Source organism: Enterobacter sp. A8 (genome assembly GCF_004296595.1).
Lineage (GTDB): Bacteria > Pseudomonadota > Gammaproteobacteria > Enterobacterales > Enterobacteriaceae > Enterobacter > Enterobacter cloacae.
Map to the genome: position 1 here is coordinate 1,411,747 of NZ_SCMF01000001.1, position 24,310 is coordinate 1,436,056.

Sequence of the window (24,310 nt, forward strand, 5' to 3'; positions counted from 1 at the left end):
TTTTCATGTGGCTAAATGATAAAAAACGAACACAGAGGGATGACAATGACAATTCACGATCCACGCTACAGCGATGTGATTATCATTGGCGGGGGCGCGACCGGCGCTGGCATCGCACGCGACTGTGCGCTCAGAGGGCTGAGCGTCACGCTCCTGGAGCGCCATGATATTGCGACCGGCGCTACCGGACGCAATCATGGCCTGCTGCACAGCGGCGCCCGCTACGCCGTTACCGACGGCGAATCGGCACGCGAATGTATCGCCGAAAATCAGATCCTGCGACGTATCGCCCGCCACTGTATTGAACCGACCGACGGCCTGTTTATTACGCTTCCCGAAGACGATCTCGCCTTTCAGTCAACTTTCATTACCGCCTGCCAGGCCGCGGGAATTCAGGCACAAGCCATTGACCCGGCCCTTGCACGCCGCATCGAACCTTCGGTTAATCCGGCACTGACGGGTGCAGTAAAAGTCCCGGACGGCACCGTGGATCCGTTTCGTCTGACGGCGGCCAACATGCTGGACGCCCGCGAGCACAGCGCGCGGATCCTGACCGGCCATCAGGTCACCGGGCTTATCCGTGAGGGGCATCGCATCGTGGGCGTGCGGGTCCTGGATACGCAGTACAACGAACACAGCGAGCTGTATGCCGCCGTGGTGGTCAACGCGGCGGGGATCTGGGGGCAACACATCGCAGAATACGCCGATTTATCTGTGCGCATGTTCCCGGCCAAAGGCTCGCTGCTGATCCTCGACCACCGCATTAATAACCATGTCATCAACCGCTGCCGTAAACCGTCTGACGCAGACATCCTTGTCCCCGGCGATACCATTTCGTTAATCGGGACCACCTCCACCCACGTTGACTACAGCGAGATTGACTACAATCGGGTCACCGCAGAAGAGGTCGACATCCTGCTGCGCGAAGGAGAAAAACTGGCGCCGGTGATGGCCCAGACCCGCATCCTGCGCGCCTACGCGGGTGTGCGTCCGCTTGTCGCCAGCGATAACGACCCGAGCGGACGCAATGTCAGCCGTGGCATTGTGCTGCTTGACCATGCCGAGCGCGACGGGCTGGACGGCTTCATCACCATCACCGGCGGTAAATTGATGACCTACCGCCTGATGGCCGAATGGGCGACGGATGCTGTCTGCCGCAAGCTGGGCAATAGCGAACCGTGCGTGACCGCAGAACAGCCCCTGCCCGGCTCGCGCCAGTCCACCGAGAAAACGCTGCAAAAAATTATCTCCCTGCCTGCCCCCCTGCGTGGTTCGGCTGTCTATCGCCATGGCGACAGAACACCGGTCTGGCTGGGTGAAGGACGGCTGAGCCGCAGTCTGGTATGCGAGTGCGAGGCCGTTACCGCCGGGGAAGTGCAATACGCGGTGGAGAATCTGACGGTGAATAGCCTGCTCGATCTCCGCCGCCGCACCCGCGTCGGGATGGGCACCTGTCAGGGGGAGCTGTGTGCCTGCCGTGCCGCCGGGCTGCTGCAGCGTTTTCATACCACCACCGCCACCCAGTCGCTCGATCAGCTCAGCGATTTTCTGAACGAGCGCTGGAAAGGCATTCAGCCTGTCGCCTGGGGTGATGCCCTGCGTGAAAGCGAATTTACCCGCTGGGTGTACCAGGGGCTTTGCGGTCTTGAGAAGGAGCAACGCGATGAAATTTGATACGGTGATCGTCGGCGGCGGGCTGGCGGGTCTGCTCTGTGGCATCAAACTCACGAAGCAGGGACTGCGCTGCGCCATTATCACCCGGGGCCAGAGCGCCCTGCACTTCTCGTCGGGCTCGCTGGATCTGGTGGACGAAACGTACCGCGAAAAACTGCCGGCAGAGCATCCTTATCACCTGACTGGCGCGCAGCACATTGACCGCTTTGCCCTGGAGACCGAAGCGCTGCTGGCTGATTGCGGCGCACGTATGCAGGGGAGCGCCAGGCAAAATCACGCGCGCGTCACGCCGCTTGGCACCCTGCGTTCCGCCTGGCTCAGCCCGGAGGAGGTGCCCGTTGCCCCGTTCAAGGCCACGCGCGTGCGGGTGGTGGGCATTAGCGGTTTTCTGGATTTTCAGCCCCATCTGGCGGCGGCCTCGCTCAGTCGCCAGGGGGTCAACGCTGAAACGGCAGAGATTGACCTTCCTGAGCTGGATGTCCTGCGCGACAACCCCAGCGAGTTCCGCGCGGTGAATATTGCCCGTTTGCTCGATAACGAAGAGAAATGGCCGCTGCTGTATGAGGCGCTCAAACCGCTTGCAGAGGGATGCGATGCGCTGTTTATGCCCGCCTGCTTTGGCTTACAGGACAACCGGCTGTGGCGCTGGCTGTCCGACCGCCTGCCCTGCTCGCTCGGCCTGCTGCCAACGCTTCCTCCGTCGGTGCCCGGTATTCGCCTGCATACCCAGCTTCAGCGCCAGTTTGTGGCCCAGGGAGGCGTGTGGATGGCGGGTGATGAAGTGAAAAAAATCACCCTGACTGACGGCTCGGTGAGCGAAATCTGGACCCGCAACCACGACGATATTCCGCTTCGTACGCGTTACGCGGTGCTGGCAAGCGGCAGTTTCTTCAGCAACGGTCTGCTGAGCAGCCGGGACGGCATTCGCGAGGCGATTATGGGGCTGGACGTCCGCCAGAGCGCCTCTCGCGCGGACTGGTATCAGAGCGATTTCTTTGCCCCGCAGCCGTGGCAGCAGTTCGGCGTAATCGTGGATAACCAGCTGCATCCGCAACTTTCAGGAAAGTCAGTACCGAATCTCTACGCCATCGGCTCGCTTTTGGGCGGATACGATCCTATCGCCCAGGGCTGCGGCGGCGGCGTCTGCGCCATAACGGCGCTCTATGTGGCAGAGCAGATTTGCCAGCGCACGGAGGCTGAACAATGAACGATACCCGCTTTGAAAGCTGCATCAAATGCACGGTCTGCACCACCGTCTGCCCGGTCAGCGGCGTTAACCCGCGCTATCCCGGTCCGAAACAGGCCGGGCCGGACGGCGAGCGCCTGCGTCTGAAGGACGGCGCGCTGTACGATGACGCGCTGAAATACTGCATCAACTGCAAACGTTGTGAAGTCGCCTGTCCGTCGGATGTGAAAATCGGCGACATTATTCAGCGCGCCCGGGCACGCTATAGCACGCAAAAACCGTCGCTGCGCGATGCCATTCTTAGCCATACCGATCTAATGGGCAGCGTCTCCACGCCGTTTGCCCCGCTGGTGAACGCCGCGACCTCGCTGAAACCGGTGCGCCAGCTGCTGGATGCCACGCTTAAGATCGACCATCACCGCAGTTTGCCCAAATATTCCCACGGCACTTTCCGCCGCTGGTACAAATCCGTAGCGGCAGACCAGGCGCGGTATGCCGACCAGGTCGCGTTCTTTCATGGCTGCTACGTGAACTACAACCATCCGCAACTGGGTAAAGATCTGCTGAAAGTGCTGAACGCCATGGGTACAGGCGTGCAGTTACTGAACAAGGAGAAATGCTGCGGCGTGCCGCTGATCGCCAACGGATTTACCGATAAAGCGCGCAAACAGGCCAGAAGCAACGTCTCGTCGCTGCGCGAGGCCATCGTCGATAAAGGCATTCCGGTGCTGGCCACCTCCTCGACCTGTACCTTCACGCTGCGCGATGAGTATCCGCACCTGCTGGACGTGGACAATACCGGCCTGCGCGAACATATCGAGCTGGCAACCCGTTTCCTGTGGCGCAAGCTGGACAGCGGGCAGACGCTACCGCTGAAAAATTTACCCCTGAAAGTGGTCTACCACACGCCGTGCCATATGGAAAAAATGGGCTGGGCGCTTTACACGCTGGAACTGTTGCGGTTAATTCCGGGGCTGGAGTTGACGGTGCTGGATTCGCGCTGCTGCGGCATTGCGGGGACGTACGGCTTTAAACGTGAAAATTACGAAACATCACAGGCAATTGGCGCGCCGCTGTTCCGCCAGATTGAGGAGAGCGGCGCGGATATCGTGGTGACCGACTGCGAAACCTGCAAGTGGCAGATAGAGATGTCCACCAGCAAGCGCTGCGAGCATCCGATCACGTTGCTGGCGAAGGCCCTGGGTTAGGTATCGCCGGGGCCGCCGCCCCGGCAAACCGGTCACTCAACGAACAGCGATTCCACCACGTTGATCCAGCCGTGCTCGCTGGCCACCTCTTTACCTGCCAGCCAGCGACGCAGCATGTTCAGCGCCATCATGGCGCAGACGTCCTGACGCACCGCCAGGCTGTGGCGGGTGATACTCATTTTGACTCTTAAGGCATGCGTCCCTTCCGGCGTAGCCAGCGCAAAGTTGAGATATTCCTCATCCATCCCCCCGACAAACAGCGCCAGCCCGGCAAAATGGTTGACCCGGCGTTCTGACGCCCAGCGCGCCGTCTGCGCCAGCGTCTCCTGCTGGAACGGCACCACCTCGCTGGCCAGCAGCGGAGCATTAACGCGCGACAGTTGCAGCGCCAGCAGGCCGCCGGTGAACTGCTCGCTGAGGGTGACGCTCAGCTGGCGCGACTGCAGATGCTTCGCAATCTGCGCCGGTAGCCCTTCCGTACCCTCGAAAATCAGACTTTCGCCCGCCACGCGCTGCACTTCCGGCCAGAGCGCCAGCATCGCCGCTTTCTGCGTGGCAGGCCCGGTGAGCTTGAGTTCAATGATCGGCATGGAAGAGCGATAGCCCATGGATACCCCCGGCGGCAGCGGCAGGTGATCGAGGCTCTGCGCCAGATCGCTTTCCGAACGGCCAAAGGTGGTCAGGCGCAGGCAGACTGGCGGTTCAGGCAGGGTAAAATGTTGGCGAAGGCGCGGCAGGATCTGCTGTTCGACCATCACCTTAAATTCAGACGGGACACCCGGCGTGAAGAACATCAGGCAGCGGTTCAGTTGAACGGCGAAACCGCAGGCGGTACCCACCGGGTTATCGACCAGTTCGGCGCTGGCTGGGATTTCAGCCTGTTTGCGGTTGCTGGGGGCCATCACGCGGCCACGTTCGGAGAAGAAACGCTCCATGTGGGCCAGCCACTCCTCGTGCAATACCAGCCCTTCGCCTTTGGCGGTCGCGGCAGCCAGCGCACTGAGATCGTCGCTGGTGGGGCCGAGCCCACCGTTCACAATCAGCACGTCGCAGTGTTCGCTACGCTCGCGCAGGACAGTCACCAGCGACTCAAGACTGTCGCCTACGGTATTGCGGCGCGTTAACGGTAATCCTTGCTCAAAGAAAAGATCGGCAAGCCAGGCAGCATTGGTATCAACAATCTGTCCATGCAGCACTTCGTCGCCGGTGGATAACATCTCCACGTTAATCATTGTGTTCTCCCGCTTATATGGTGAAAACACTATAACGCAATCACCGGCATGGAGAGGAGAGAAACTGGCGCGACGGACGCCGCGCCGGAGGAGTTAGAAGCCTGCGCTGACGCCCACGTACGGGCCGTCAGCCAGCGCGTTGTCGCGGTTGCCGTCTTTGCCCGCCAGATTCAGATAACGATAACCCGCTTCAATGGTAATTGGGCGCATGATGGTCCAGCGCGCACCCGCGTTGGCTTCTTCATAGCTGTCGATACCGCTGGAGAGGGAGTCCGGCGAGTAGTAGTACTCACCAAACAGGCCGAAGCTGTCGCCAATTTTCCACTGCAGACCGCCGCCCACCGCTGCCGCATACCCTTCGTCGCCGTCGTTCGGGTTGGTGTAGATGCCTTTACCGCCGACGGTGGCCAGGAACGGGCCAAGAGGAATATTCAGACCCAGGCCGAGGCTTGCCGCATCGCCATCGTCATCGTTATGCGTCCAGCCGCCGGTCATCGCCAGACCGGCGGTCTCGGTACCCAGGCCAAAGCCCAGGTGGGTGTAATCCTGACCCGCAGAGCCGTTAAAACTGATGGCGTTAGCCGCCGCCGAAACGAATATCAGGCCTAAGCCCATCAATGCCACTTTTTTCATTATCGTGTTCCCGCGCAATTTATAGAAAAGTCCCAAAAAAACCGCGAGATTTTAACCTGAGACGCCTGGCGATCAAGCACTCTGCGTGCGGCGGGCAAGGAGATTGTAACGATTTGAAACGCGCGTTTTTTTTACGTCAGCAACAGAAAGCGCATTTTTACGCTCAGCCCTCCCAGTGCCTCACTGCGGGAAAGCTGCAGGTGGCTTCGGTGAAGCCGGGCGATATCGCTCGCCAGCGCCAGCCCGATACCCGATCCGCTGGCGTCCCCGACGTTGTCGAGCCGATGGAAAGGCAGTATTGCCTGATGAATTTGGCTGTCTTCGATGCCGGGCCCGCTATCCTCCACGCTGAGCTCAACGCCGCCCGCGTCGGTGTGCAGGAACACGGTGACGATGCCTCCTGCCGGGGTGTACTTGATCGCGTTCTCAAGCAGGTTGGCGCACAGCTCCCCCAGCAGCACCTCATCACCGTCTATCAAGACGGGTTGCTGAATGCCGTCATAACCCAAATCGATCGCCTTGCTGCGCGCCTGCGTCAGTCTGGAGAAACAGCAGTTCTGCACCACCTGAACCAGGTCCACCGGCGCAAACTGACGATCCCCCTGCTCTTTGCGCCTCACCGTGGAGAGTTGCAGCAGCCGTTCGGTGAGGACGATGGTGTTATCCAGCGTCACGTTCATGGCGCGTAAACTCTCCTGCCACAGGGCCGGATCGTTTCGCGTCAGGGCAACGGAAACCTGGGTTTTGAGCACCGCCAGCGGCGTTTTGAGCTGATGAGACGCATCGGCGTTGAAGCGCTCCTGGCGGGAAAGCACGCCGCGTAACCTGTCGATATAACGGTTAAAAGCCACGATCAGCAGCCGCGTTTCCGACCAGGGCAGCAGCTCCGGCAGCGGGGCCAGCAGCCCAGGCTCACGGCGCACCATCAGCGAGGAAAGCTGACGCATCGGGCGCAGCACGCGGCGCAGCAGCCAGGCGGTTAAGACCAGCGTCAGCAGTACCAGCAGTCCCTGCGAAACGAGCGAAGAAAACAGAAGCTGAGTGGCCAGATAGCGCCGCGACTGCAAGGTTTCGGCGACGTAGATCTCCGCCATACCGGAAACATTGTCTTCGTTAATCGGCTGGAGCAGCTTCGCCACGCGGATCGCCTGGCCGCGATACTCGGTATGATAAAACCAGGCCAGCGCGGGATAGTGCGTGGTGCGCGACGTGGAGGGGGGCATGTTCGGCAGATCGTCATAGCCGGAGATCACCCGCCCCTCCGGGTCAACCACCTTGTAATAGAGACGATCGTTCATGTTCAGCTCAAAGCTGTCGAGCACCACCCAGGGAACATCAACCAGCAGCTTGCCGTTGTGCACCTCCAGCCGCTCAGAGACGGTACGCGCCGAAGATAACAGCGTGCGGTCGTACGCCTGGGTCGCCGCCTGCAGGGCGCTGACGTAACTGTTAAAAGCCGATAATCCCCACAGCAACAGCAGCGGCAGGCCGAGAAAAAGCAGCAGTTGCAGATAAAGCGACTGAGGCTTAACCCACTTCATCGCCGCACTCCAGCACATAGCCCAGTCCGCGCAGGGTGGTGATCCGCACGCCGCTGCCGCTCAGCTTTTTGCGCAAGCGATGAATGTAAAGATCGAGACTCTCCGGGCTGACGTCGTCGTTGAGGCTAAACACCTGATCAAACAACTGCTGCCGGGAAACGGGGCGGGTGCGACGATGCATCAGCACCTTCAGCAGCGACAGTTCGCGCGGGGTGAGCGAGAGCGGCTCGTCGCGCAGCAGGAAAAAACCGTCGTCGTCGTACTCCAGCTCACCAAGGCGCTGGCGTTCCTGGGTTCTCCCCTCGCTTCTGCGCAGCAGGGCGCGAAGCCTGGCGTCCAGCTCCTCCAGCTCAAACGGTTTTGGCAGATAATCATCCGCCCCGGCGTTCAGGCCTTTTACCCGATCAGCCACGTTGCTGCGTGCGGTGAGAAACAGCACCGGCAAGGTCTGGCCGCGTTTACGTAAACGGTGCACCACCTCCAGGCCGTCAAAACCGGGCATACCGATGTCCAGTATCGCCACCGCGTAGTTTTCCCCCTGCAGCAGATGATCGGCCGCGCGCCCGTCAGAAACGCAGTCTACGGCAAAGCCTTCCTGCACCAGCGCTTTCTCCAGCCAGTGAGCCAGCTCACGATTATCTTCCGCCAGTAAGAGACGCATATCACATCCTGTAAAGTTGGTGTCGCGTTGAAAGGGAAATGAAAGGTTATTGTTTTAACAATCACGCAACGGAACCGCTACAAGGTGGTTCACATAATCAGAAAAAAACCCGTACCCCCGGATCACCGGCGTGAGGATAAACGATGAAAAAACAATTACTTTCAACGATTGCTGCAAGCGTATTAATGTTGAGTACCTCTGTTGTCCAGGCGCAGGACGCCCCGTCCCGCACCGAATGTATCGCTCCGGCCAAACCGGGCGGCGGTTTCGATCTCACCTGCAAGCTGATTCAGGTCAGCCTGCTGGAGACGAAGGCCATTGAAAAACCGATGCGCGTGACCTACATGCCAGGCGGCGTGGGCGCGGTAGCCTATAACGCGATTGTCGCGCAACGTCCGGCGGAAGCCGGCACGGTGGTGGCCTTCTCCGGCGGCTCGCTGCTTAACCTCTCCCAGGGCAAGTTTGGCCGCTACGGCGTGGATGACGTGCGCTGGCTGGCCACCGTCGGTACCGACTACGGCATGATTGCCGTGCGTGCAGATTCCCCGTGGAAATCCCTGAAGGATTTGCTCACCGCCATGGAAAAAGACCCTAACAGCGTGGTGATTGGTGCAGGCGCCTCCATCGGCAGCCAGGACTGGATGAAAGCCGCCCTGCTGGCGCAGCAGGCGAAAGTGGATCCGCACAAAATGCGTTACGTGGCGTTTGAGGGCGGCGGTGAACCGGTGACGGCGCTGATGGGCAACCACGTGCAGGCAGTTTCCGGTGACCTTAGTGAAATGGTGCCCTACCTGAACGGCGATAAAATCCGCGTGCTGGCGGTCTTCTCCGAAAACCGTCTGCCGGGACAGCTGGCAAACGTGCCGACTGCAAAAGAACAGGGTTATGACCTCGTCTGGCCGATTATCCGCGGCTTCTTTGTCGGGCCAAAAGTGACCGATGCCGAATACCAGTGGTGGGTCGACACCTTTAACAAACTGCAGCAGACAGACGAATTTAAAAAGCAGCGCGATCTGCGCGGGCTGTTTGAGTTCAACCTGAACGGCAAGCAGCTGGACGAGTATGTCAAAAAACAGGTGAATGACTACCGCGAGAAAGCAAAAGCGTTTGGCCTGGCCAAATAACCGGAGGCGCTATGAGCGATCGCATTTTTGCCGGGATCTGGTTGTTGCTCTGCATTGGCGGGATGTTCGTCGCCTGGCAGATCCACAGCGAATACAGCTATGAACCCGTGGGGCCCCGCCCCTTTCCAATGGGCATTGTCGGACTGATGCTGCTTTGCTCGGTGGCCATGCTGTTACGCCACCCGGATACCGTCGAGTGGCCGCCTAAGCGCATTTTGCAGCGGCTGCTGGTGATGGTCATTGTGCTGCTGATGTATGCCTGGGGCTTTGAATGGCTCGGCTTCCCGGTGGCGACCGCCATCCTGACGATGGTCATCGGCACGCTGTTTAACGCCAGCCTGCCTGCGGCGGGGATCTCGGGCGTGGTGATGGGCATTTTCCTGTGGTACGCCTTTGACAGCCTGCTGGATGTGACGTTGCCGCTTGGCGCCTGGCTTAATTAACGGAGCACGCTATGGATACCTGGATTTACCTCTCACAGGGGTTCGCTGTGGCGATGACCCCGGAAAACCTGGTGATCGCCCTGATCGGCTGCTTCGTCGGGACGATCGTCGGTCTGTTGCCTGGGCTTGGGCCCATCAACGGGGTCGCTATTTTGCTCCCGCTGGCGTTTGCCCTGCATCTGCCTGCGGAATCAGCGCTGATCCTGCTGGCGACGGTCTACATCGGCTGTGAATATGGCGGCCGAATCTCATCAATACTGCTCAACGTGCCCGGAGATGCGGCGGCCATTATGACCGCGCTGGATGGTTACCCGATGGCGCGGCAGGGGCGCGGCGGCGTGGCGCTGTCTATTTCCGCCGTCAGTTCGTTCTTTGGCTCGCTGATTGCCATTGGCGGCATCATTCTGTTTGCGCCTGCGCTGGCCCAGTGGTCGCTGGCGTTTGGTCCGGCAGAGTATTTTGCCCTGATGGTCTTCGCCATTGCCTGTCTCGGCAGCATGATGGCGCAAAACCCACTGAAATCGTTTTTGTCTGCGCTGATTGGCTTAGGGTTAGCCACCGTCGGCGTGGATGCCAACACCGGGGTCTATCGCTTTACCTTCGACAGCGTTCACCTGTCTGACGGCGTGCAGTTTATCGTGGTCGTGATTGGTCTGTTCTCTGTCTCTGAGATCTTACTGATGCTGGAACATACCAGCAGCGGGCAGACGCTGGTGCGTAAAACCGGCCGGATGCTCTTTAACGCCAAAGAGGGCGCGCAGTGTATCGGTGCCACGCTGCGTTCAGCGGTCATTGGCTTCTTTGTTGGCATTCTGCCGGGTGCCGGGGCGACCATCGCCAGCGCCATCACCTACATGACGGAGAAAAAACTCAGCGGTAACAGCGACAGCTTTGGTAAAGGCGATATTCGCGGCGTCGCCGCACCCGAGGCGGCCAACAATGCCTCGGCCTGTGGCTCGTTTATTCCCATGCTGACGCTCGGCGTGCCCGGCTCCGGTACCACGGCGGTGATGATGGGGGCGCTGACGCTCTATAACATCACGCCAGGACCGGCGATGTTCACCGAACAGCCGGATATCGTCTGGGGGCTGATTGCGGCACTGCTGATTGCCAACGTGATGTTGCTGGTCATGAACATTCCGCTGATTGGCCTGTTCACCCGTATGCTGACCATTCCGCTGTGGTTCCTGGTACCCGCAATCGCGGCCGTCTCGGCGGTAGGGGTGTATGCGGTGCACAGCACCACCTTCGACCTGATTCTGATGGTGGTGCTGGGGGTGTTCGGCTACATCTTGCGTAAAATGCACTTCCCGATGTCGCCGTTGATTCTGGGCTTTGTGCTGGGTGAGATGCTGGAACAGAACCTGCGCCGCGCCCTGTCCATCAGCAATGGCGATGTCGCCATTCTGTGGGACAGCAATGTGGCGAAGATCCTGCTGGTGCTGGCTATTGTGGTGGTGGTCGTGCCGCCGGTGCTGCGCCTGCTGCGTCGTCAGCGTAAGCCGCAGCCCGATGTCGGCTAATTAACCAGACAACTGGGCATTCACCCACTGTTTTAACGCCTGGCGGGAGATCTTAATCCCGCCATTTTTTAACTCCGCAGGCAGTACCAGCCAGTGCACGGGCTGCTCAAATCGCGCCAGTTTGCCCTGTACCCATTCCGGCAAATGGGTGATATCCGTTCCCGGTTCACACTCCACCACCGCTACCGGACGCTGACCGAATTCGGCGTCATTCAACGGAACAATGAAAACCTGGCTGATGTGCGGATGGGTCGCGATAATCCGCTCAAGGCTCTCCGGCTGAATGCCCTCGCCTCCACTGAAAAAGAGGTTATCCATCCGACCGAGGATCGTGAGGCGACCGTCATGCAGTTCGCCGCGATCGCGGGTGGCAAACCAGCCCTCTGAATTCGTGAGCGGCAGCAACGCGCCGTCGCGCCAGTAGCCTGAGGCCATGCTTTGCGCCTTGATCCACACTTCACCGTTAACGACCTGCACCTCCCTGCCCGGCAATGCGCTGCCCACGTCCGGCTCACCGTCAGCCTCTTTCGCGCAGACGGTAGAGGCAAACTCCGTCAGGCCATAGCCACAAAAGGTAGAAATACCCTGCGCGCGCGCCTGTTGCGTCAACTCAACGGGGATGGCGGCCCCGCCCAGCAGTACCGCTTTCAGCGCGATCCGCTGGTGGGTATTGAGCAGACGCCAGAGCTGGGTTGGCACCAGCGAGGCATGCGTACACCCCTGCAAGGCCTGCTCCAGCGGCTGCTTCTCGCGTACGGTTAAGCGCGCGCCAGCCTGCAGCCAGCGCCATAAGATCCCCTGCCCGGAGACATGAAACAGCGGCAGCGAAAGCAGCCAGTCGTCATCCTCGCCGTAGGGCATCAGCGCGAGGACGCCCTCAGCGCTGGCAAGATGCGCCCCGCAGGTATGAACGGCCGCTTTCGGCAGCCCGGTGGAGCCGGAGGTGAGCGTCATTGAGGCCAGCCGCTCAGGCTGCCATGCCACGCGGTATTCGCCGGACGGAGCATGCATGCTAAGCGCGGCGAGCCCGTCATAGTGACCATCCAGCACCAGCGCAAAACGCAGCGTCATCTGCGGAAGCAACACCTCCAGCAGCGGATGCGGGAGCTGGGGATTAACGGGAAGAATTCGCGCGCCGCACTGGAGCAGCGCCAGCCATGCCAGCAGGGTCTGCGGGTGATTATGGGCGAGCAGTAGCACGCCGTCACCCGCCTCCACGCCCTGCTGATGAAACCCTGCAGCCAGATTGTCGATGCGGGTGCAGAGCTGTTGCCAGCTCAGCACCTCGTCGTTTAGACGCAGAGCCGGTTTATCAGCACGCTGCTCGCGCCAGTGCCGCCACGGCCAGTCGCTAAAACTCATTGCAACGGCTCCAGCGCCTCAACGCCCGCGCACGGCAGCGCGCTCCCCGGCCACGGGCGAATGAGCTGGGTTTGCATCAGGTTTAACGTATCCAGCCCCGGGATGGTGTCGGGCGTTAACCAGGCGGCAATGCGCGCCAGCTGCGTCAGCCCAAGGCTGGATTCGATGGAGGAGCTGATCACCGCCGTCAGCCCTGCCTCATGCGCTGCCGCCACCTGTTCGCGCACCTTCGCCAGACTGCCCGTTAGCGTCGGTTTTATGACCACGGCGCTGACGCCTGGCTCGGCGCTAAAGGCAAAGTCCGCCTCGCGCAGGCTTTCATCCCAGGCGATGGCAATGCCCGTTTCTCGGGCAAAAGCGCGTGAATCCTCACGGGTTTTGCACGGCTCTTCCAGAAAAGCGATGCGGCTGCGGTACGCCGGGTTGACGTACTTCGCGAACTGCTGCGCCTTAAGCGGCGTCCAGGCGCGGTTGGCATCCAGACGCAGGCGCAGATCGGGGATCGCCTCCAGCAAGAGGTTAGCGACCATGCCGTCGCGTACCGCTTCGTAAAGACCGACTTTGATTTTCGCCACTTTCTCGCCGGGCATTGCGCTGAGCAAGGCAAACAGCTCGTCCGGATCGCCCGTGCAGAGCGGCGCGGCACGGTAATCGGCCTCATCAGGGAGGCTGCCGTCGAGCTCCGCGAGCGCGCAGCTGATGCCAAACGCGGCGGAAGGGAGATCGGGCAGCGGCGGATTCAGGCCTGTGCGCCATTCCTCTACCCATGCCATCAGCGCAGCCTGCGCCTCCTCCAGCGACTCCAGGCTGAAGCCCGGCAGAGGCGAAATCTCGCCCCAGCCCTGCCCTTCGCCCTGCTGCAATTGCACGAAGAAGCCATCACGGGTTTTTAACCGCCGTTCACGCAGCACCACGCCCGCGTCCATCGGTATCTGCCAGCGGTATACCTGCGCGCGACGCATTACGGGTTCCGTTTGTATTTACTGAAGTCTGGCTGGCGTTTTTCGTTAAACGCGTTGCGCCCTTCCTGACCCTCTTCGGTCATGTAGAACAGCATAGTGGCGTTACCCGCCAGCTCCTGCAGCCCCGCCTGACCGTCACAGTCAGCGTTCAGGGCCGCTTTCAGGCAGCGCAGCGCCATTGGGCTGTTCTGCAGCATTTCGCGACACCAGCGAACGGTCTCTTTTTCGAGATCGGCAATCGGCACCACGGTGTTAACCAGGCCCATATCCAGCGCTTCCTGGGCGTTATACTGACGGCACAGGAACCAGATTTCGCGGGCTTTTTTCTGACCAACAATGCGCGCCATGTAAGAAGCCCCCCAGCCGCCGTCAAAGGAGCCGACTTTCGGGCCCGTCTGACCGAAGATGGCGTTCTCTGCGGCAATGGTCAGATCGCACATCATGTGCAGCACGTGGCCGCCGCCGATGGAGTAACCTGCTACCATGGCCACCACGGGTTTTGGGCAGGTACGGATTTGACGCTGGAAATCAAGCACGTTCAGGTGATGGGTACCCGCATCGTCCTGGTATCCGCCGTAGTCACCGCGTACTTTCTGATCGCCACCGGAGCAGAACGCTTTTTCGCCTTCCCCGGTCAGGACGATAACGCCGATGTTGTCGTCATAGCGCGCATCCGCCAGGGCCTGAATCATCTCTTTTACGGTCAGGGGACGGAAGGCGTTACGCACCTGCGGACGATTAATGGTGATTTTGGCGATACCGTCAGCCGATTTGTGGTAACGAATGTCGGTGTAACCTTCGGAGCAGTCTTGCCATTCAACCGGTGCATAGAGCATGTTTTCATCAGGATAGATCATAGAGTGTCCTTTATTCGACGACGCAGTATCTGAGCCAGACTCGCGCTAACCGCCCCGGGATTTTCCCGGTGGGCGTTGTGTCCGGCGTTTGGAATGACATGGCGAACAGCGTTCAGTTCAGCGGCCAGGGCCGCGAACTTCTCGTCACGTTCGCCATAGAGATAATCAAAAGGGAAATTTCGCGCGCTGAGGGCGGCACGCAGGTCTGGTTGCACGGCGAGCGAGGTTGCCTCGAGCATCATCGCCAGGTTTGTGCCCGCGTTGCGACAGCGCAGGGCGATGAGCGCCCTGCGCTGGCTGTCCGTCAGGGAGGCAAAGACAGGCTGTTGATACCAGTCGGCAAAGACGTTTGAGAGGGGCTGCGTGCGAAAACGCTGAGCCCACAGATGGTCGGATGCTGCTCTTGCCTCTCGTGCTGCGACCCCCTTCAGGCCCGGATGTCCGCCTTCCACGATGATGCCGCAAAGCCCCGCAGGATCCTGGCAGGCATGAAACATCGCAATGCGGCCGCCAAGGGAGTACCCCACCAGCCAGTAGTTAAGTATGTTGTAACTAACAAGGGTTCGGGTAAGCACGTCACTCATCTCGTCGAACCCCGTGACGGCCATACTGGCGGACCGGCCATGCCCCGGCAGGTCGAGATAAAGCCGGGGATAATCGCTGAGCGCCTCGCCGACCGTCTGCCACTCGCGGCAATCGCCAGAAAATCCATGCAAAAAGACCAGCCAGGGGTAACCTGGCTTACCGGCCTGCTGCGCGCCTGCGAGGATCACAGGTGGCTCACCTGCGCCAGCAGACTTTGCAGCTTCTGCGCACCGTCAGCCTCGTTGACGACCAGTTCAATCAGCGTTGCACCGGGCTGTCGCCAGGCGCTGCTCAGGGCTGCATCCAGCGCTTCCCAGTTTTCCGGGCGGTGGTATTTCAGATTAAACATCGCTGCGGCATATTCAAACTGCACGTTCTGCGGCATCAGGTAGAAACGCTCGCGTTCGCTCTGCGGTGTCGGCAGCAGGGAGAAGATCTGCCCGCCGTTATTGTTGACCACAATCAGCACAAACGGCGCCGACACCTGCCGCAGCAGCGCCAGCGCATTGAGATCGTACAGCGCTGAAAGATCGCCCACGATCGCCAGCGTGGATTTCGCGCTGGCTCGCTGCACACCCGCCGCCGTAGAGATCAACCCGTCAATGCCGCTGGCTCCCCGGTTACTGTAGACCGGATAGCCCGTAGGCAGTTTTGAGAACGCATCAATCAGACGCACCACCAGGCTGTTGCCGACAAACAGTTGCCCCTGCTCCGGCAGATACCGGTAAATACGGTGCGCCAGCTCCGCTTCACCAAATTCTTCGCATTGTGCTTCGGTCAACTCCCACGCCTGACGCGACAGCGCCGGGATCTCAACGGCCCACGGGGCGCGCTTTTCCGCCGGGTGGAGCCCCAGCCAGGCGTCAATGTCGCTCACCAGACGACGGCCGCGATGGTGCGCCGGATCGAGCCGCCCTTCCAGTGGATCCACCAGCCAGTACTCTTCCGGGCTACAGGTTGCCTGCCACTGCAGTAACCGTTTGCCGGTCAGGCTTGCGCCCAGCTGAACCACAATCTGCGCCTGCGCCAGCTCAGTCACCGCTTTCGCATTCCCGAGCCAGAGATCGGCACACGGCAGCGGCTGTCCGGTCTGGGACAGCACGTCGCCAATCAGCGGCCAGCCAAGGGTGTGTGCCCATTCGGCCACCTGCCTGCCTTCGGCGGCGCTCATGCGCCCGGCAATAACCACGCCGCGTTTTTGTCGCCAGAAAAACCAGTCACGTTGCTTTGCGCTCTCAAGGTGTGTCTGCTCGCGCAGCCACGGCTTTTCGCTCTCCCACCAGTCGCCAAGCTGCTGCTGCCAGGCAAGACCGGTGTCGTCCATTTCGCCGTACAACGGCTCGGCAAACGGACAGTTAATATGTAACGCCCCGCTGCGCAATGTCTCCATGGCATGATCGACGGTCGAGACCAGCCAGCTTGCGGGAATGTCCTGCGTGGGTCGGGGTAACGAAACCGTCTGCGAAGGATGCGAGGCAAAGAGGCCCGGCTGACGAATAGCCTGGTTCGCTCCGCAGTCAATAAGCTCGGGCGGGCGATCGGCCGTCAGCAGCACCAGTTTCTCACCGGTCAGCCCGGCTTCGATAAGGGCCGGATAGAGGTTTGCCACGGCAGTACCGGAGGTGACGATCACCGCCACCGGTTCCATGCTGACCTTTGCCAGCCCCAGAGCCAGGTGGCCCAGGCCGCGCTCGTCAAAATGGGTGTGGTGAATAAATGCCCGGTTCTCTGCTGCCGCCAGCGTCAGCGGTGTGGAGCGTGAGCCCGGCGCAATACACACATGCCTGACGCCATGGCGAGTCAGGGCTTCAAGGATCACCGTCGCCCAGCGTCGGTTAAAAGAACTTACTGACATGAGATTGTCCGGTATCAAGAATGCGACACAGTATAAATAATAGAAAAAAATAGAATTTTGATATGAATCGGGATTGCGCGAATCAGTACTAATCCTTCAGGAGCAGAGAGCGCAAGCCTGCGGCTTTATTTTCGATCTCCTGCCACTCCTGTTCCGGATCGGAACCGCTGACGATCCCCGCCCCGGCGTAAAGACGGACGGTGGCGTCATGGACGCGTGCCGAGCGCAGGGCCACGCAGAACTCGCTTTGTTCTGGCGACAGATATCCGGCGGATCCGGCATACCATTCCCGGTCGAAAGGTTCAACGCGGTGTATAAATTCGCGTGCTGGCTGGCGCGGTAACCCGGCAACCGCAGCCGTCGGCTGCAGCACATGCAGACATTGCTCATCATCCGCATGCTTGAGCTCGGTCCAGATGCAGCGGCGAAGATGCTGCACTTTGCGCAACCGCATAACCTGTGCTGGCAGGACCTCCAGCGTCCGGGTATGGTGCTGCAGCCGCTGGCAGATATCCTCTACCACCAGCATGTTTTCACGCTGGTTTTTATCATCGTTCATCAGCCAGTCGCCCAGAAGGCGGGCCTGCTTGTCATCGGGATGGCTGGCGACGGTACCGGCCAGCGCTTCGGTACGCAGCAGGTTGCCGCGCCGCCGCCACAGCCGTTCAGGTGTGGAGCCAAGAAACGCGTTGCTGGCATCGAAAACCATGCAGAAATGATAGCAGTTCAGATTCAGGGCACGGCTGGCCGCCATCAGCGCCACGGCATTCACCGGCTGACTGAACTGCAGATCGGTTGCCCGGGCGAGCACCACCTTTTCGACTTCGCCGCGCGCAATGGTCTCTGTCGCCTGACGGATAAGGCGCAGCCATTCCGGTTTTTGCGGCTGATGGGTCTCCTGCACTACCTGGGCGGAGAGCGGGCGGATTGGGCGGGCATCGCGAAGCTGCTGTAAGAACGCCAGCGCCGCGTCGGCATCCTCCTGAAGGGAACGGTCACTCCACAGCTGCAGACGCAACGTGGCGGTCCCGGCAGAACGTCGCCACAGCAGGCGGGGTAAAAAGAGACTGCCCTGCTCCGGGGTGAAGGCATTCAGGCCGCAGATCCGCGTGTCGTTCGCTACAGGCTGTTGCTGTAAAAACTGCGAAGCCTGAGCCAGAGAGGAAAAATGGATCACGGCGCCCAGCGCAGCCAGCTCTTCATCACCGTTACGCTGCTGCCAGTAAAACTGGGGAAACAGGCACTGAGCACCAAGCCAGGCGAGAGGGTCGAAAGCGTCGTTTAACGGGAAAGAGACGTCAACGTGACGTAAGCCGGGTGTAGCGGGTAACGCTTGCGCAAGCTGAGTACGCAGACGTTCCAGCGCGTTGGAAATCGAATGCACGCGAACCTCTCCCTGTAAAAACGCTTAGTATACGGGGTACCACCAGAAATATCAGTACCCACGTATAGGGAGGGGTTAAGCGTCCGATTCAGGGGTTAACGACGGGCCAGAAGCAGCCCCAGCACCAGCCCCACCGCCGCTCCGACACCAATGCCTTGCCACGGTTTTTCATGGACGTAATCATCGGCGCGATACACCGCTTTTTTTGCGCGGTAGTAGTAATTGTCGGACGCATGGCTGACGCGGGTTTTGACGTCATGTAGCGCCTGTTCGGCACGTGCCTTGAGTTCGATATATTTCTGATCGGCAGGGTCGCCGGACGAACGTAACACCTCTTCCAGCGTTTCGCTCAGTAACGTCAGGTCGTCATCGACACGGGTATCCCAGGATTGAAATGACATATTTTTCTCCATGTTAGTACACCAGTCCGCTAACTATAGCCAACGACCTGCCATTACGCCTGTTTCACTTCCCGCGCCATACCGATATGAGGAATGCCGTCTTCGTCGTACACGTCCGTGACCGGCATAAAGCCAAAGTGGCCGTAGAAAGACTGAAGGTGCGCCTGTGCGCCAAGGTATAACGCCTTGTCTGGCCACTGTTTTTGGCATGCCTCCAGCGTTTTTTCCATCAGCTGATAGCCCAGTTTTTCACCGCGCGCCTTGCCGCTAATAATGACGCGACCAATAACGACAGGCTCAAAATCGTCCCCGCTTTTCAGAATCCTCGCATACGCCACCAGCTCGTTATCCCTCCAGCCGAGAATATGACGGTTCTCGCCCACCAGATCATCACCATCGATGTCCTGATACGGGCAGGTTTGTTCCACAACAAACACTTCGCAGCGCAGTTTGAGCAGGGCGTACAGTGTCTGAACGGTGAGTTCACTATGGTGTAAATCTTGCCACTGGATCATGTCGGTCTCCTTCCTGGGTTCATCACGTTATACTAAACCCTCCCCCATTCGGCAAAGGGCTGATTGCGTTATGGAACTGATTTTTCTGGGTACGTCCGCTGGCGTGCCAACACGCACACGAAACGTGACCGCGATCCTGCTGGATCTGCAGCACCCAACCCGTGGCGGACTGTGGCTGTTTGACTGTGGCGAAGGAACGCAGCATCAGCTGTTACACACCGCTTATCATCCCGGTAAGCTGGATAAGATCTTTATCACGCATTTGCATGGCGATCACCTGTTTGGCCTGCCGGGCCTGCTGTGCAGCCGTTCGATGGCGGGTAATGCCAACCCGCTGACGATTTACGGGCCGGCGGGTACTGGTGAGTTTGTTGAAACCACGCTGCGCCTGAGCGGGTCGTGGACGGATTATCCGCTGGAGGTGATTGAGATAACCGAGGGGCTGGTTTTGGATGACGGGGACTATACCGTCACCGCCCGGCCGCTGAATCATCCGGTTGAGTGCTATGGCTACCGCATCGAAGCGCATGATAAGCCCGGCGCGCTCGACGCCGCTGCGCTGATTGCCGATGGTGTGAAGCCCGGACCGCTTTTCCAGCGACTGAAACAGGGCGATACCGTCACGCTTGAGGACGGCCGCACGATTAATGGCCAGGACTATCTCGCCCCACCGCAGCCAGGGAAAAAACTGGCGATTTTTGGCGATACCGCGCCCTGCCCTGCGGCCCTGCAACTGGCGCGAGAGGTGGATGTGATGGTGCACGAAGCCACGCTTGAAACGGCGATGGAAGAGAAAGCCAACAGCCGGGGTCACAGCTCCACGCGTCAGGCGGCGGCGCTTGCCCGTGAAGCGAACGCCGGAAGATTGATTGTCACCCATGTCAGCTCGCGCTATGACGCCCACGGCTGTGAAAAACTGCTGGCAGAGTGCCGCGACGTGTTCCCGGCGTGTGAGCTGGCCAACGATTTCACTAAGGTCAGCGTTTAGTCCTTCATTTTTCTCTCAGGATGCCGATAACGATTAAAAGGGCAGCATTTCACTTGAGGGTAGAATGGATAATTTCCAGAAAGATATTGATGACAGGGCAAATCTCACCCTGTCGAATCGTTTTGAGCTGTTGCTGTTCCGTCTGGGCACGTCTCTGAATGAAAATAAATCCGAACTATTTGGCATTAACGTCTTTAAGCTGCGTGAAATTGTGCCGATGCCGGAGTTCACCAAACCCGCAGGGATGAAGTCCCCGCTGATGGGGATGGTGAATATCCGCGATCAGGTGATCCCGGTGATCGACCTGGCCGCGGTGGCGGGCTGTAAGCCGACGACGGGGCTCAACATCCTGCTGATCACCGAATATGCCCGCAGCGTGCAGGCGTTTGCGGTGGAATCGGTTGAGAACATCATGCGCCTCGACTGGAAGCAGGTTCACGCGGCGGAAACCGCCGTCAGCGGACGTTACATCACCAGTATCGCCTGTCTGGACGAAAAGACCGATACCAACGAGCTGGCGATGGTGCTGGACGTTGAGCAGATCCTGTATGACATTACGCCGGCCAACCACGATCTGCACGCCACGAATCTGCAGACCACTAAGTTCCACATCAAGCCTGGCGCTGTGGCGATTGTGGCGGAAGATTCCAAAGTCGCGCGCTCCATGCTGGAGAAAGGATTACAGGCTATGGAGATCCCGGCGCAGCTGCATATCACCGGTAAAGACGCATGGGAGAAAATTGGCGTGCTGGCCGCGCAGGCGCAGGCTGAAGGGGTGCCGATCACCGATAAAATTGCCCTGGTGCTGACCGACCTCGAAATGCCAGAGATGGACGGTTTCACGCTGACGCGCAAAATCAAAACCGACCCGCTGCTGAAAGATATTCCCGTTGTGATCCACTCTTCGCTTTCGGGCAACGCCAACGAAGATCATATTCGTAAAGTGAAGGCCGACGGCTACGTGGCGAAGTTTGAGCTGAACGAGCTGTCGTCGGTGATTGAAGAGGTGCTGGACCGTTCGATGAAGAAGATTGACGGGCCGTTGATTAGCAGGAAACAGCTGGCTTAAGTCTGGTGCGGGCTGGAGCCCTCACCCCGTCCCTCTCCCACAGGGAGAGGGCGAAAACCATAAAAAAACCCGCCGAGGCGGGTTTTTTGCTTTTACATCAGCGGCATTGCTCGCTGCACGATATCAATCAGCGGCTGCGGATAGATACCGAAGATCAGCACCAGCAGCGCGGAGATCAGCACCACAATACCACCTGCGCTGTACTGCCAGTTGCCTGGTGCGTCGCGGTTGAGCTGCTGAGGCGCGCTCAGGTACAGGCTCACGGCCACACGCAGATAGTAATACAGACCGATTGCCGAGCCGATAACCACGCCCGCAGTCAGCCACCACAGGTGCGCCTGCACACCGACAGCCAGCACGTAGAACTTACCGATGAAGCCCAGCGTCATTGGGATACCCGCCAGAGAGAGCATCATCACGGTCATCACCGCAGACAGGATCGGACGGTGCCAGAACAGGCCACGGTAGGAGAACAGTGCATCTGCATCCGGGCCACGGTACGGGCTGGACATCAGGCTCACCACGCCGAACGCGCCGAGGCTGCTGAACAGGTAACCGGCCAGGTAAACGCCTACGGTTTCCATCGACATCTCACCGCTCTGCAGCGCAATCAGTGCCACCAGCAGGTAGCCCAGATGAGAGATGGAGGAGTAACCCAGCAGACGTTTAATGTTGGTCTGGCTCAGCGCCATCAGGTTACCGAAGATGATGGAGACGAACGCGATAATCCCCAGCACCGTGCGAACTGCTTCGCTGTCACCTACCGGTGCGTACAGGAACAGGCGCATGACCACACCGAAGATAGCGATTTTGCTCGCCGTCGCCAGGAAGGTAGAAACCGGCGCCGGTGCGCCCTGGTAAACATCCGGGGTCCACAGGTGGAACGGAACCAGAGAGAGTTTAAAGCCGAGGCCAACAATCATCATGCCCAGACCCGCCAGCAGCAGCGGCTCGTGCAGCATGCCGTCGCCGAGGCTCTTACCAAGCGCCATAAACGAAAGGTTACCGGTCTGCGCGTACAGCAGCGCAATACCAAACAACAGGAAGGACGAGGCAGCAGCAGACAAGATGGTGTACTTGATGCTCGCTTCCAGAGAGCGCTTCTGACGGAAGGCGTAACCAATCAGGCCGAACAGCGGCAGAGAGATAAGCTCAATGCCGAGGAACAGCGCAGCCAGATGGTTTGCATTCGCCAGCAGAATGCCGCCGAGTGCGGCAATCAGTACCAGCAGGTAAAACTCTTCTTTGTTGTCGTTGTAGCCTTCGAGCCACGGATAGGCAAAGGTACAGGTCGCCAGGCTCGCCAGCAGAACCAGCCCCGTGTACAGCATGGCATAGCCGTCAACGCGCATCAGCGGGGTGACGTCCATCGCCCCGCCCTGGCCAACAAACCAGAGAGAGACTAACGCGGCATTCAGTCCGATGACCGACAGCGTGGCATTCAGGAAGTGATTGCGTCGCCACGCAATGGAGAGCATCACAACCACCACCGTCAATCCGACGATCAGCAGCGGTAGCAGCGCGATCAGTTGTTGTGGAGTTATTGTCATGGCGAATTACGGCCTTGTAGTAGAAGCAGAATTAACAAACCACTGCTGGATATTACCCATCGCGGAGTGCGAGGTATCCAGAATCGGCTGCGGGAAGAAGCCCAGCAGCACCAGCAGTACGACCAGCAGCAGGATGATGAACAGCTCACGCAGCGACATCCCCGGCAGTTCTTGTGCAGCAATTTCGCTCTTCGCTTTACCGAAGTAAGCACGGTGCAGCATCGCCAGCGAGTAGACGGACGCGAACACCAGACCAAAGGTGGAGATGACGGTAATCATCGGTACCACTTTGAAGCTGCCGAACAGAATCATAAATTCGCCGACGAAGTTACCGGTACCTGGCATACCCAGGGTCGCCACCGCGAAGAACATGGACAGCGCCGGCAGCCACTTAATTTTGCTCCACAGACCGCCCATCATACGCATGTCACGGGTGTGCAGACGTTCGTACAGCTGACCACAGAGGATGAAGAGACCGGCTGCGGACAGACCGTGCGCAATCATCTGGATCACCGCGCCCTGGTACGCCAGCTGGCTGCCGGTGTAGATAGCAATCAGCACGAAGCCCATGTGGGAAACGGAGGTGTACGCAATCAGACGTTTGATGTCGTACTGCGTGAATGCCATCCAGGCACCGTAGAAGATACCAATCACACCCAGCCACATGGCAATCGGTGCGAACTCAGCGGACGCGTTCGGGAACAGTGGCAGTGCGAAACGCAGCAGACCGTAGGCTGCCGTTTTCAGCAAGATGCCCGCCAGGTCAACAGAACCTGCGGTTGGCGCCTGAGAGTGCGCGTCTGGCAGCCAGCCGTGCAGCGGTACGACCGGCATTTTCACCGCGAAGGCGATGAAGAAGCCGAGCATCAGCAGGTATTCCACACCGTGAGACATCGGGGTCTTCAGCAGGTCTTCGTAGTTGAAGGTCCAGATACCGGTCGCATTGTGGTGCACAAACACCAGCGCCAGAATGGCAATCAGCATCACCAGACCACTCGCCTGGGTATAGATGAAGAACTTGGTGGCCGCCGTGATACGCGTTTTACCGTCGGACGCCTTATGGCCCCACAGCGCGATCAGGAAGTACATCGGCACCAGCATCATCTCCCAGAAGAAGAAGAACAGGAACATGTCGATGGCAAGGAACACGCCGATTACGCCGCCCAGGATCCACATCAGGTTCAGGTGGAAGAAGCCCTGGTATTTTTCGATTTCTCGCCAGGAGCAAAGTACCGCCAGAACGCCGAGCAGACCGGTCAGCACCACCATCAGCAGCGACAGACCGTCAATCGCCAGGTGGATCGTAATGCCGAAACGCGGGATCCACGGCAGGATAAACTCAGACTGCCACTGCGGAATGCCCGCAGACTGGGTCAGGGAGTAGCCACCCTGCAACCAGAGTTGCAGACCAAGCGCGAGCGTCAATCCCATGGTGATCAGCGCGATCCAGCGCGGCATCTTCACGCCAAAGCGTTCAGTCTGCCAGCACAGGAAGCCGCCGATGAAGGGAATTAATATTAGCCAGGGTAGTAACATGGCGATTTACATTCCTTTTTA

The 24,310-nt window shown here is 59.4% G+C and carries 22 protein-coding genes; 8 read left to right on the forward strand and 14 right to left on the reverse strand.

Annotated features, from left to right (window positions below):
- Positions 1-45: 45 nt before the first annotated feature.
- The 3 genes from glpA to glpC are packed head-to-tail and all read left to right on the forward strand — an operon-like array spanning position 46 to position 4,068.
- The gene (gene glpA / locus EQV24_RS06610) at positions 46-1,674 is read left to right on the forward strand and encodes an anaerobic glycerol-3-phosphate dehydrogenase subunit A (RefSeq protein ID WP_038420241.1); all 1,629 of its coding nucleotides are present in this window, start codon (positions 46-48) and stop codon (positions 1,672-1,674) included.
- Positions 1,664-2,881 carry a glycerol-3-phosphate dehydrogenase subunit GlpB gene (gene glpB / locus EQV24_RS06615; RefSeq protein WP_040022395.1) on the forward strand — a complete coding sequence of 406 codons (1,218 nt, stop codon included), beginning with the start codon at positions 1,664-1,666 and terminating at the stop codon, positions 2,879-2,881. Before glpA ends, glpB begins: the two co-directional genes overlap by 11 nt.
- The gene (gene glpC, locus EQV24_RS06620; RefSeq protein WP_020690658.1) at positions 2,878-4,068 is read left to right on the forward strand and encodes an anaerobic glycerol-3-phosphate dehydrogenase subunit GlpC; all 1,191 of its coding nucleotides are present in this window, start codon (positions 2,878-2,880) and stop codon (positions 4,066-4,068) included. Before glpB ends, glpC begins: the two co-directional genes overlap by 4 nt.
- 32 nt (positions 4,069-4,100) lie before the next feature.
- On the opposite strand, the gene EQV24_RS06625 is transcribed toward glpC, so the two are convergent.
- The 4 genes from EQV24_RS06625 to tctD all read right to left on the reverse strand — a co-directional run bounded on the left by EQV24_RS06625 (position 4,101) and on the right by tctD (position 8,135).
- A complete protein-coding gene (locus EQV24_RS06625; protein ID WP_130626348.1) occupies positions 4,101-5,300 on the reverse strand; it encodes a nicotinamide mononucleotide deamidase-related protein YfaY in 1,200 nt (399 codons plus the stop codon).
- A 93-nt stretch (positions 5,301-5,393) separates the two neighbouring features.
- Entirely contained in the window at positions 5,394-5,933 is a 540-nt protein-coding gene (locus EQV24_RS06630; RefSeq protein WP_013098023.1) for a YfaZ family outer membrane protein, read from the reverse strand.
- Between the two features lie 131 nt (positions 5,934-6,064).
- Positions 6,065-7,474 (reverse strand): sensor histidine kinase, encoded by a 1,410-nt coding sequence (locus EQV24_RS06635; RefSeq protein ID WP_029881725.1) that lies wholly within the window; start codon positions 7,472-7,474, stop codon positions 6,065-6,067.
- The gene (tctD, locus tag EQV24_RS06640) at positions 7,461-8,135 is read right to left on the reverse strand and encodes a transcriptional regulator TctD (RefSeq protein ID WP_013098025.1); all 675 of its coding nucleotides are present in this window, start codon (positions 8,133-8,135) and stop codon (positions 7,461-7,463) included. The genes EQV24_RS06635 and tctD overlap by 14 nt, the downstream gene beginning before the upstream one ends.
- Before the next feature lie 143 nt (positions 8,136-8,278).
- Between tctD and EQV24_RS06645 the strand changes: the two genes are divergently transcribed.
- From EQV24_RS06645 to EQV24_RS06655, 3 genes are read left to right on the forward strand one after another with little or no spacing between them, the layout of a single operon-like run.
- Complete coding sequence (locus tag EQV24_RS06645; protein ID WP_130626349.1) at positions 8,279-9,259, forward strand: tripartite tricarboxylate transporter substrate binding protein; 981 nt, start codon at positions 8,279-8,281, stop codon at positions 9,257-9,259.
- An 11-nt stretch (positions 9,260-9,270) separates the two neighbouring features.
- Entirely contained in the window at positions 9,271-9,702 is a 432-nt protein-coding gene (locus EQV24_RS06650; protein ID WP_045292161.1) for a tripartite tricarboxylate transporter TctB family protein, read from the forward strand.
- An 11-nt stretch (positions 9,703-9,713) separates the two neighbouring features.
- Complete coding sequence (locus EQV24_RS06655) at positions 9,714-11,225, forward strand: tripartite tricarboxylate transporter permease (RefSeq protein WP_130626350.1); 1,512 nt, start codon at positions 9,714-9,716, stop codon at positions 11,223-11,225.
- Here EQV24_RS06655 and menE read toward each other — a convergent pair whose 3' ends face one another.
- From menE to EQV24_RS06695, 8 genes are all read right to left on the reverse strand, one after another.
- Positions 11,226-12,587, reverse strand: coding sequence for an o-succinylbenzoate--CoA ligase (gene menE / locus EQV24_RS06660; protein ID WP_130626351.1), 1,362 nt, complete (start codon positions 12,585-12,587; stop codon positions 11,226-11,228).
- Positions 12,584-13,549 (reverse strand): o-succinylbenzoate synthase, encoded by a 966-nt coding sequence (gene menC / locus EQV24_RS06665; RefSeq protein WP_038983967.1) that lies wholly within the window; start codon positions 13,547-13,549, stop codon positions 12,584-12,586. Before menC ends, menE begins: the two co-directional genes overlap by 4 nt.
- The gene (gene menB, locus EQV24_RS06670; RefSeq protein WP_013098093.1) at positions 13,549-14,406 is read right to left on the reverse strand and encodes a 1,4-dihydroxy-2-naphthoyl-CoA synthase; all 858 of its coding nucleotides are present in this window, start codon (positions 14,404-14,406) and stop codon (positions 13,549-13,551) included. Before menB ends, menC begins: the two co-directional genes overlap by 1 nt.
- Positions 14,403-15,179, reverse strand: coding sequence for a 2-succinyl-6-hydroxy-2,4-cyclohexadiene-1-carboxylate synthase (menH, locus tag EQV24_RS06675; RefSeq protein ID WP_130626352.1), 777 nt, complete (start codon positions 15,177-15,179; stop codon positions 14,403-14,405). Before menH ends, menB begins: the two co-directional genes overlap by 4 nt.
- The gene (menD, locus tag EQV24_RS06680) at positions 15,176-16,846 is read right to left on the reverse strand and encodes a 2-succinyl-5-enolpyruvyl-6-hydroxy-3-cyclohexene-1-carboxylic-acid synthase (RefSeq protein WP_130626353.1); all 1,671 of its coding nucleotides are present in this window, start codon (positions 16,844-16,846) and stop codon (positions 15,176-15,178) included. The genes menH and menD overlap by 4 nt, the downstream gene beginning before the upstream one ends.
- A gap of 88 nt (positions 16,847-16,934) precedes the next feature.
- Positions 16,935-18,230 (reverse strand): isochorismate synthase MenF, encoded by a 1,296-nt coding sequence (gene menF / locus EQV24_RS06685; RefSeq protein ID WP_013098096.1) that lies wholly within the window; start codon positions 18,228-18,230, stop codon positions 16,935-16,937.
- A 95-nt stretch (positions 18,231-18,325) separates the two neighbouring features.
- On the reverse strand, positions 18,326-18,631 hold the full coding sequence (gene elaB, locus EQV24_RS06690) for a stress response protein ElaB (RefSeq protein WP_028028061.1): 306 nt from the start codon (positions 18,629-18,631) through the stop codon (positions 18,326-18,328).
- Positions 18,632-18,684: 53 nt separating this feature from the next.
- Positions 18,685-19,146, reverse strand: a complete 462-nt coding sequence (locus EQV24_RS06695) for a GNAT family N-acetyltransferase (RefSeq protein WP_058651761.1) — start codon at positions 19,144-19,146, stop codon at positions 18,685-18,687.
- Positions 19,147-19,216: 70 nt separating this feature from the next.
- On the opposite strand from EQV24_RS06695, the gene rbn reads away from it, so the two are divergent.
- A complete protein-coding gene (rbn, locus tag EQV24_RS06700; protein WP_130626354.1) occupies positions 19,217-20,134 on the forward strand; it encodes a ribonuclease BN in 918 nt (305 codons plus the stop codon).
- 64 nt (positions 20,135-20,198) lie between these two features.
- Positions 20,199-21,203, forward strand: coding sequence for a chemotaxis protein (locus tag EQV24_RS06705; protein ID WP_013098100.1), 1,005 nt, complete (start codon positions 20,199-20,201; stop codon positions 21,201-21,203).
- A 92-nt stretch (positions 21,204-21,295) separates the two neighbouring features.
- Here the strand turns inward: EQV24_RS06705 and nuoN are convergent, their stop codons facing one another.
- Together nuoN and nuoM are read right to left on the reverse strand one after the other, a co-directional pair.
- Complete coding sequence (nuoN, locus tag EQV24_RS06710; protein ID WP_130626355.1) at positions 21,296-22,753, reverse strand: NADH-quinone oxidoreductase subunit NuoN; 1,458 nt, start codon at positions 22,751-22,753, stop codon at positions 21,296-21,298.
- Positions 22,754-22,759: 6 nt separating this feature from the next.
- Positions 22,760-24,289, reverse strand: a complete 1,530-nt coding sequence (nuoM, locus tag EQV24_RS06715) for an NADH-quinone oxidoreductase subunit M (RefSeq protein ID WP_014832757.1) — start codon at positions 24,287-24,289, stop codon at positions 22,760-22,762.
- Positions 24,290-24,310 lie beyond the last annotated feature (21 nt).

What these genes read in the sequence shown, in the direction of transcription:
- EQV24_RS06705 (WP_013098100.1), top strand. Translation starts at nt 20,199, where the DNA reads ATGGATAATTTCCAGAAAGATATTGATGACAGGGCAAATCTCACCCTG.
- menB (WP_013098093.1), bottom strand. Translation starts at nt 14,406, where the DNA reads ATGATCTATCCTGATGAAAACATGCTCTATGCACCGGTTGAATGGCAA.
- glpB (WP_040022395.1), top strand. Translation starts at nt 1,664, where the DNA reads ATGAAATTTGATACGGTGATCGTCGGCGGCGGGCTGGCGGGTCTGCTC.
- menC (WP_038983967.1), bottom strand. Translation starts at nt 13,549, where the DNA reads ATGCGTCGCGCGCAGGTATACCGCTGGCAGATACCGATGGACGCGGGC.
- EQV24_RS06655 (WP_130626350.1), top strand. Translation starts at nt 9,714, where the DNA reads ATGGATACCTGGATTTACCTCTCACAGGGGTTCGCTGTGGCGATGACC.
- EQV24_RS06635 (WP_029881725.1), bottom strand. Translation starts at nt 7,474, where the DNA reads ATGAAGTGGGTTAAGCCTCAGTCGCTTTATCTGCAACTGCTGCTTTTT.
- glpA (WP_038420241.1), top strand. Translation starts at nt 46, where the DNA reads ATGACAATTCACGATCCACGCTACAGCGATGTGATTATCATTGGCGGG.
- EQV24_RS06650 (WP_045292161.1), top strand. Translation starts at nt 9,271, where the DNA reads ATGAGCGATCGCATTTTTGCCGGGATCTGGTTGTTGCTCTGCATTGGC.
- EQV24_RS06695 (WP_058651761.1), bottom strand. Translation starts at nt 19,146, where the DNA reads ATGATCCAGTGGCAAGATTTACACCATAGTGAACTCACCGTTCAGACA.
- nuoN (WP_130626355.1), bottom strand. Translation starts at nt 22,753, where the DNA reads ATGACAATAACTCCACAACAACTGATCGCGCTGCTACCGCTGCTGATC.
- rbn (WP_130626354.1), top strand. Translation starts at nt 19,217, where the DNA reads ATGGAACTGATTTTTCTGGGTACGTCCGCTGGCGTGCCAACACGCACA.
- EQV24_RS06630 (WP_013098023.1), bottom strand. Translation starts at nt 5,933, where the DNA reads ATGAAAAAAGTGGCATTGATGGGCTTAGGCCTGATATTCGTTTCGGCG.
- glpC (WP_020690658.1), top strand. Translation starts at nt 2,878, where the DNA reads ATGAACGATACCCGCTTTGAAAGCTGCATCAAATGCACGGTCTGCACC.
- elaB (WP_028028061.1), bottom strand. Translation starts at nt 18,631, where the DNA reads ATGTCATTTCAATCCTGGGATACCCGTGTCGATGACGACCTGACGTTA.
- menE (WP_130626351.1), bottom strand. Translation starts at nt 12,587, where the DNA reads ATGAGTTTTAGCGACTGGCCGTGGCGGCACTGGCGCGAGCAGCGTGCT.
- nuoM (WP_014832757.1), bottom strand. Translation starts at nt 24,289, where the DNA reads ATGTTACTACCCTGGCTAATATTAATTCCCTTCATCGGCGGCTTCCTG.
- EQV24_RS06645 (WP_130626349.1), top strand. Translation starts at nt 8,279, where the DNA reads ATGAAAAAACAATTACTTTCAACGATTGCTGCAAGCGTATTAATGTTG.
- tctD (WP_013098025.1), bottom strand. Translation starts at nt 8,135, where the DNA reads ATGCGTCTCTTACTGGCGGAAGATAATCGTGAGCTGGCTCACTGGCTG.
- EQV24_RS06625 (WP_130626348.1), bottom strand. Translation starts at nt 5,300, where the DNA reads ATGATTAACGTGGAGATGTTATCCACCGGCGACGAAGTGCTGCATGGA.
- menD (WP_130626353.1), bottom strand. Translation starts at nt 16,846, where the DNA reads ATGTCAGTAAGTTCTTTTAACCGACGCTGGGCGACGGTGATCCTTGAA.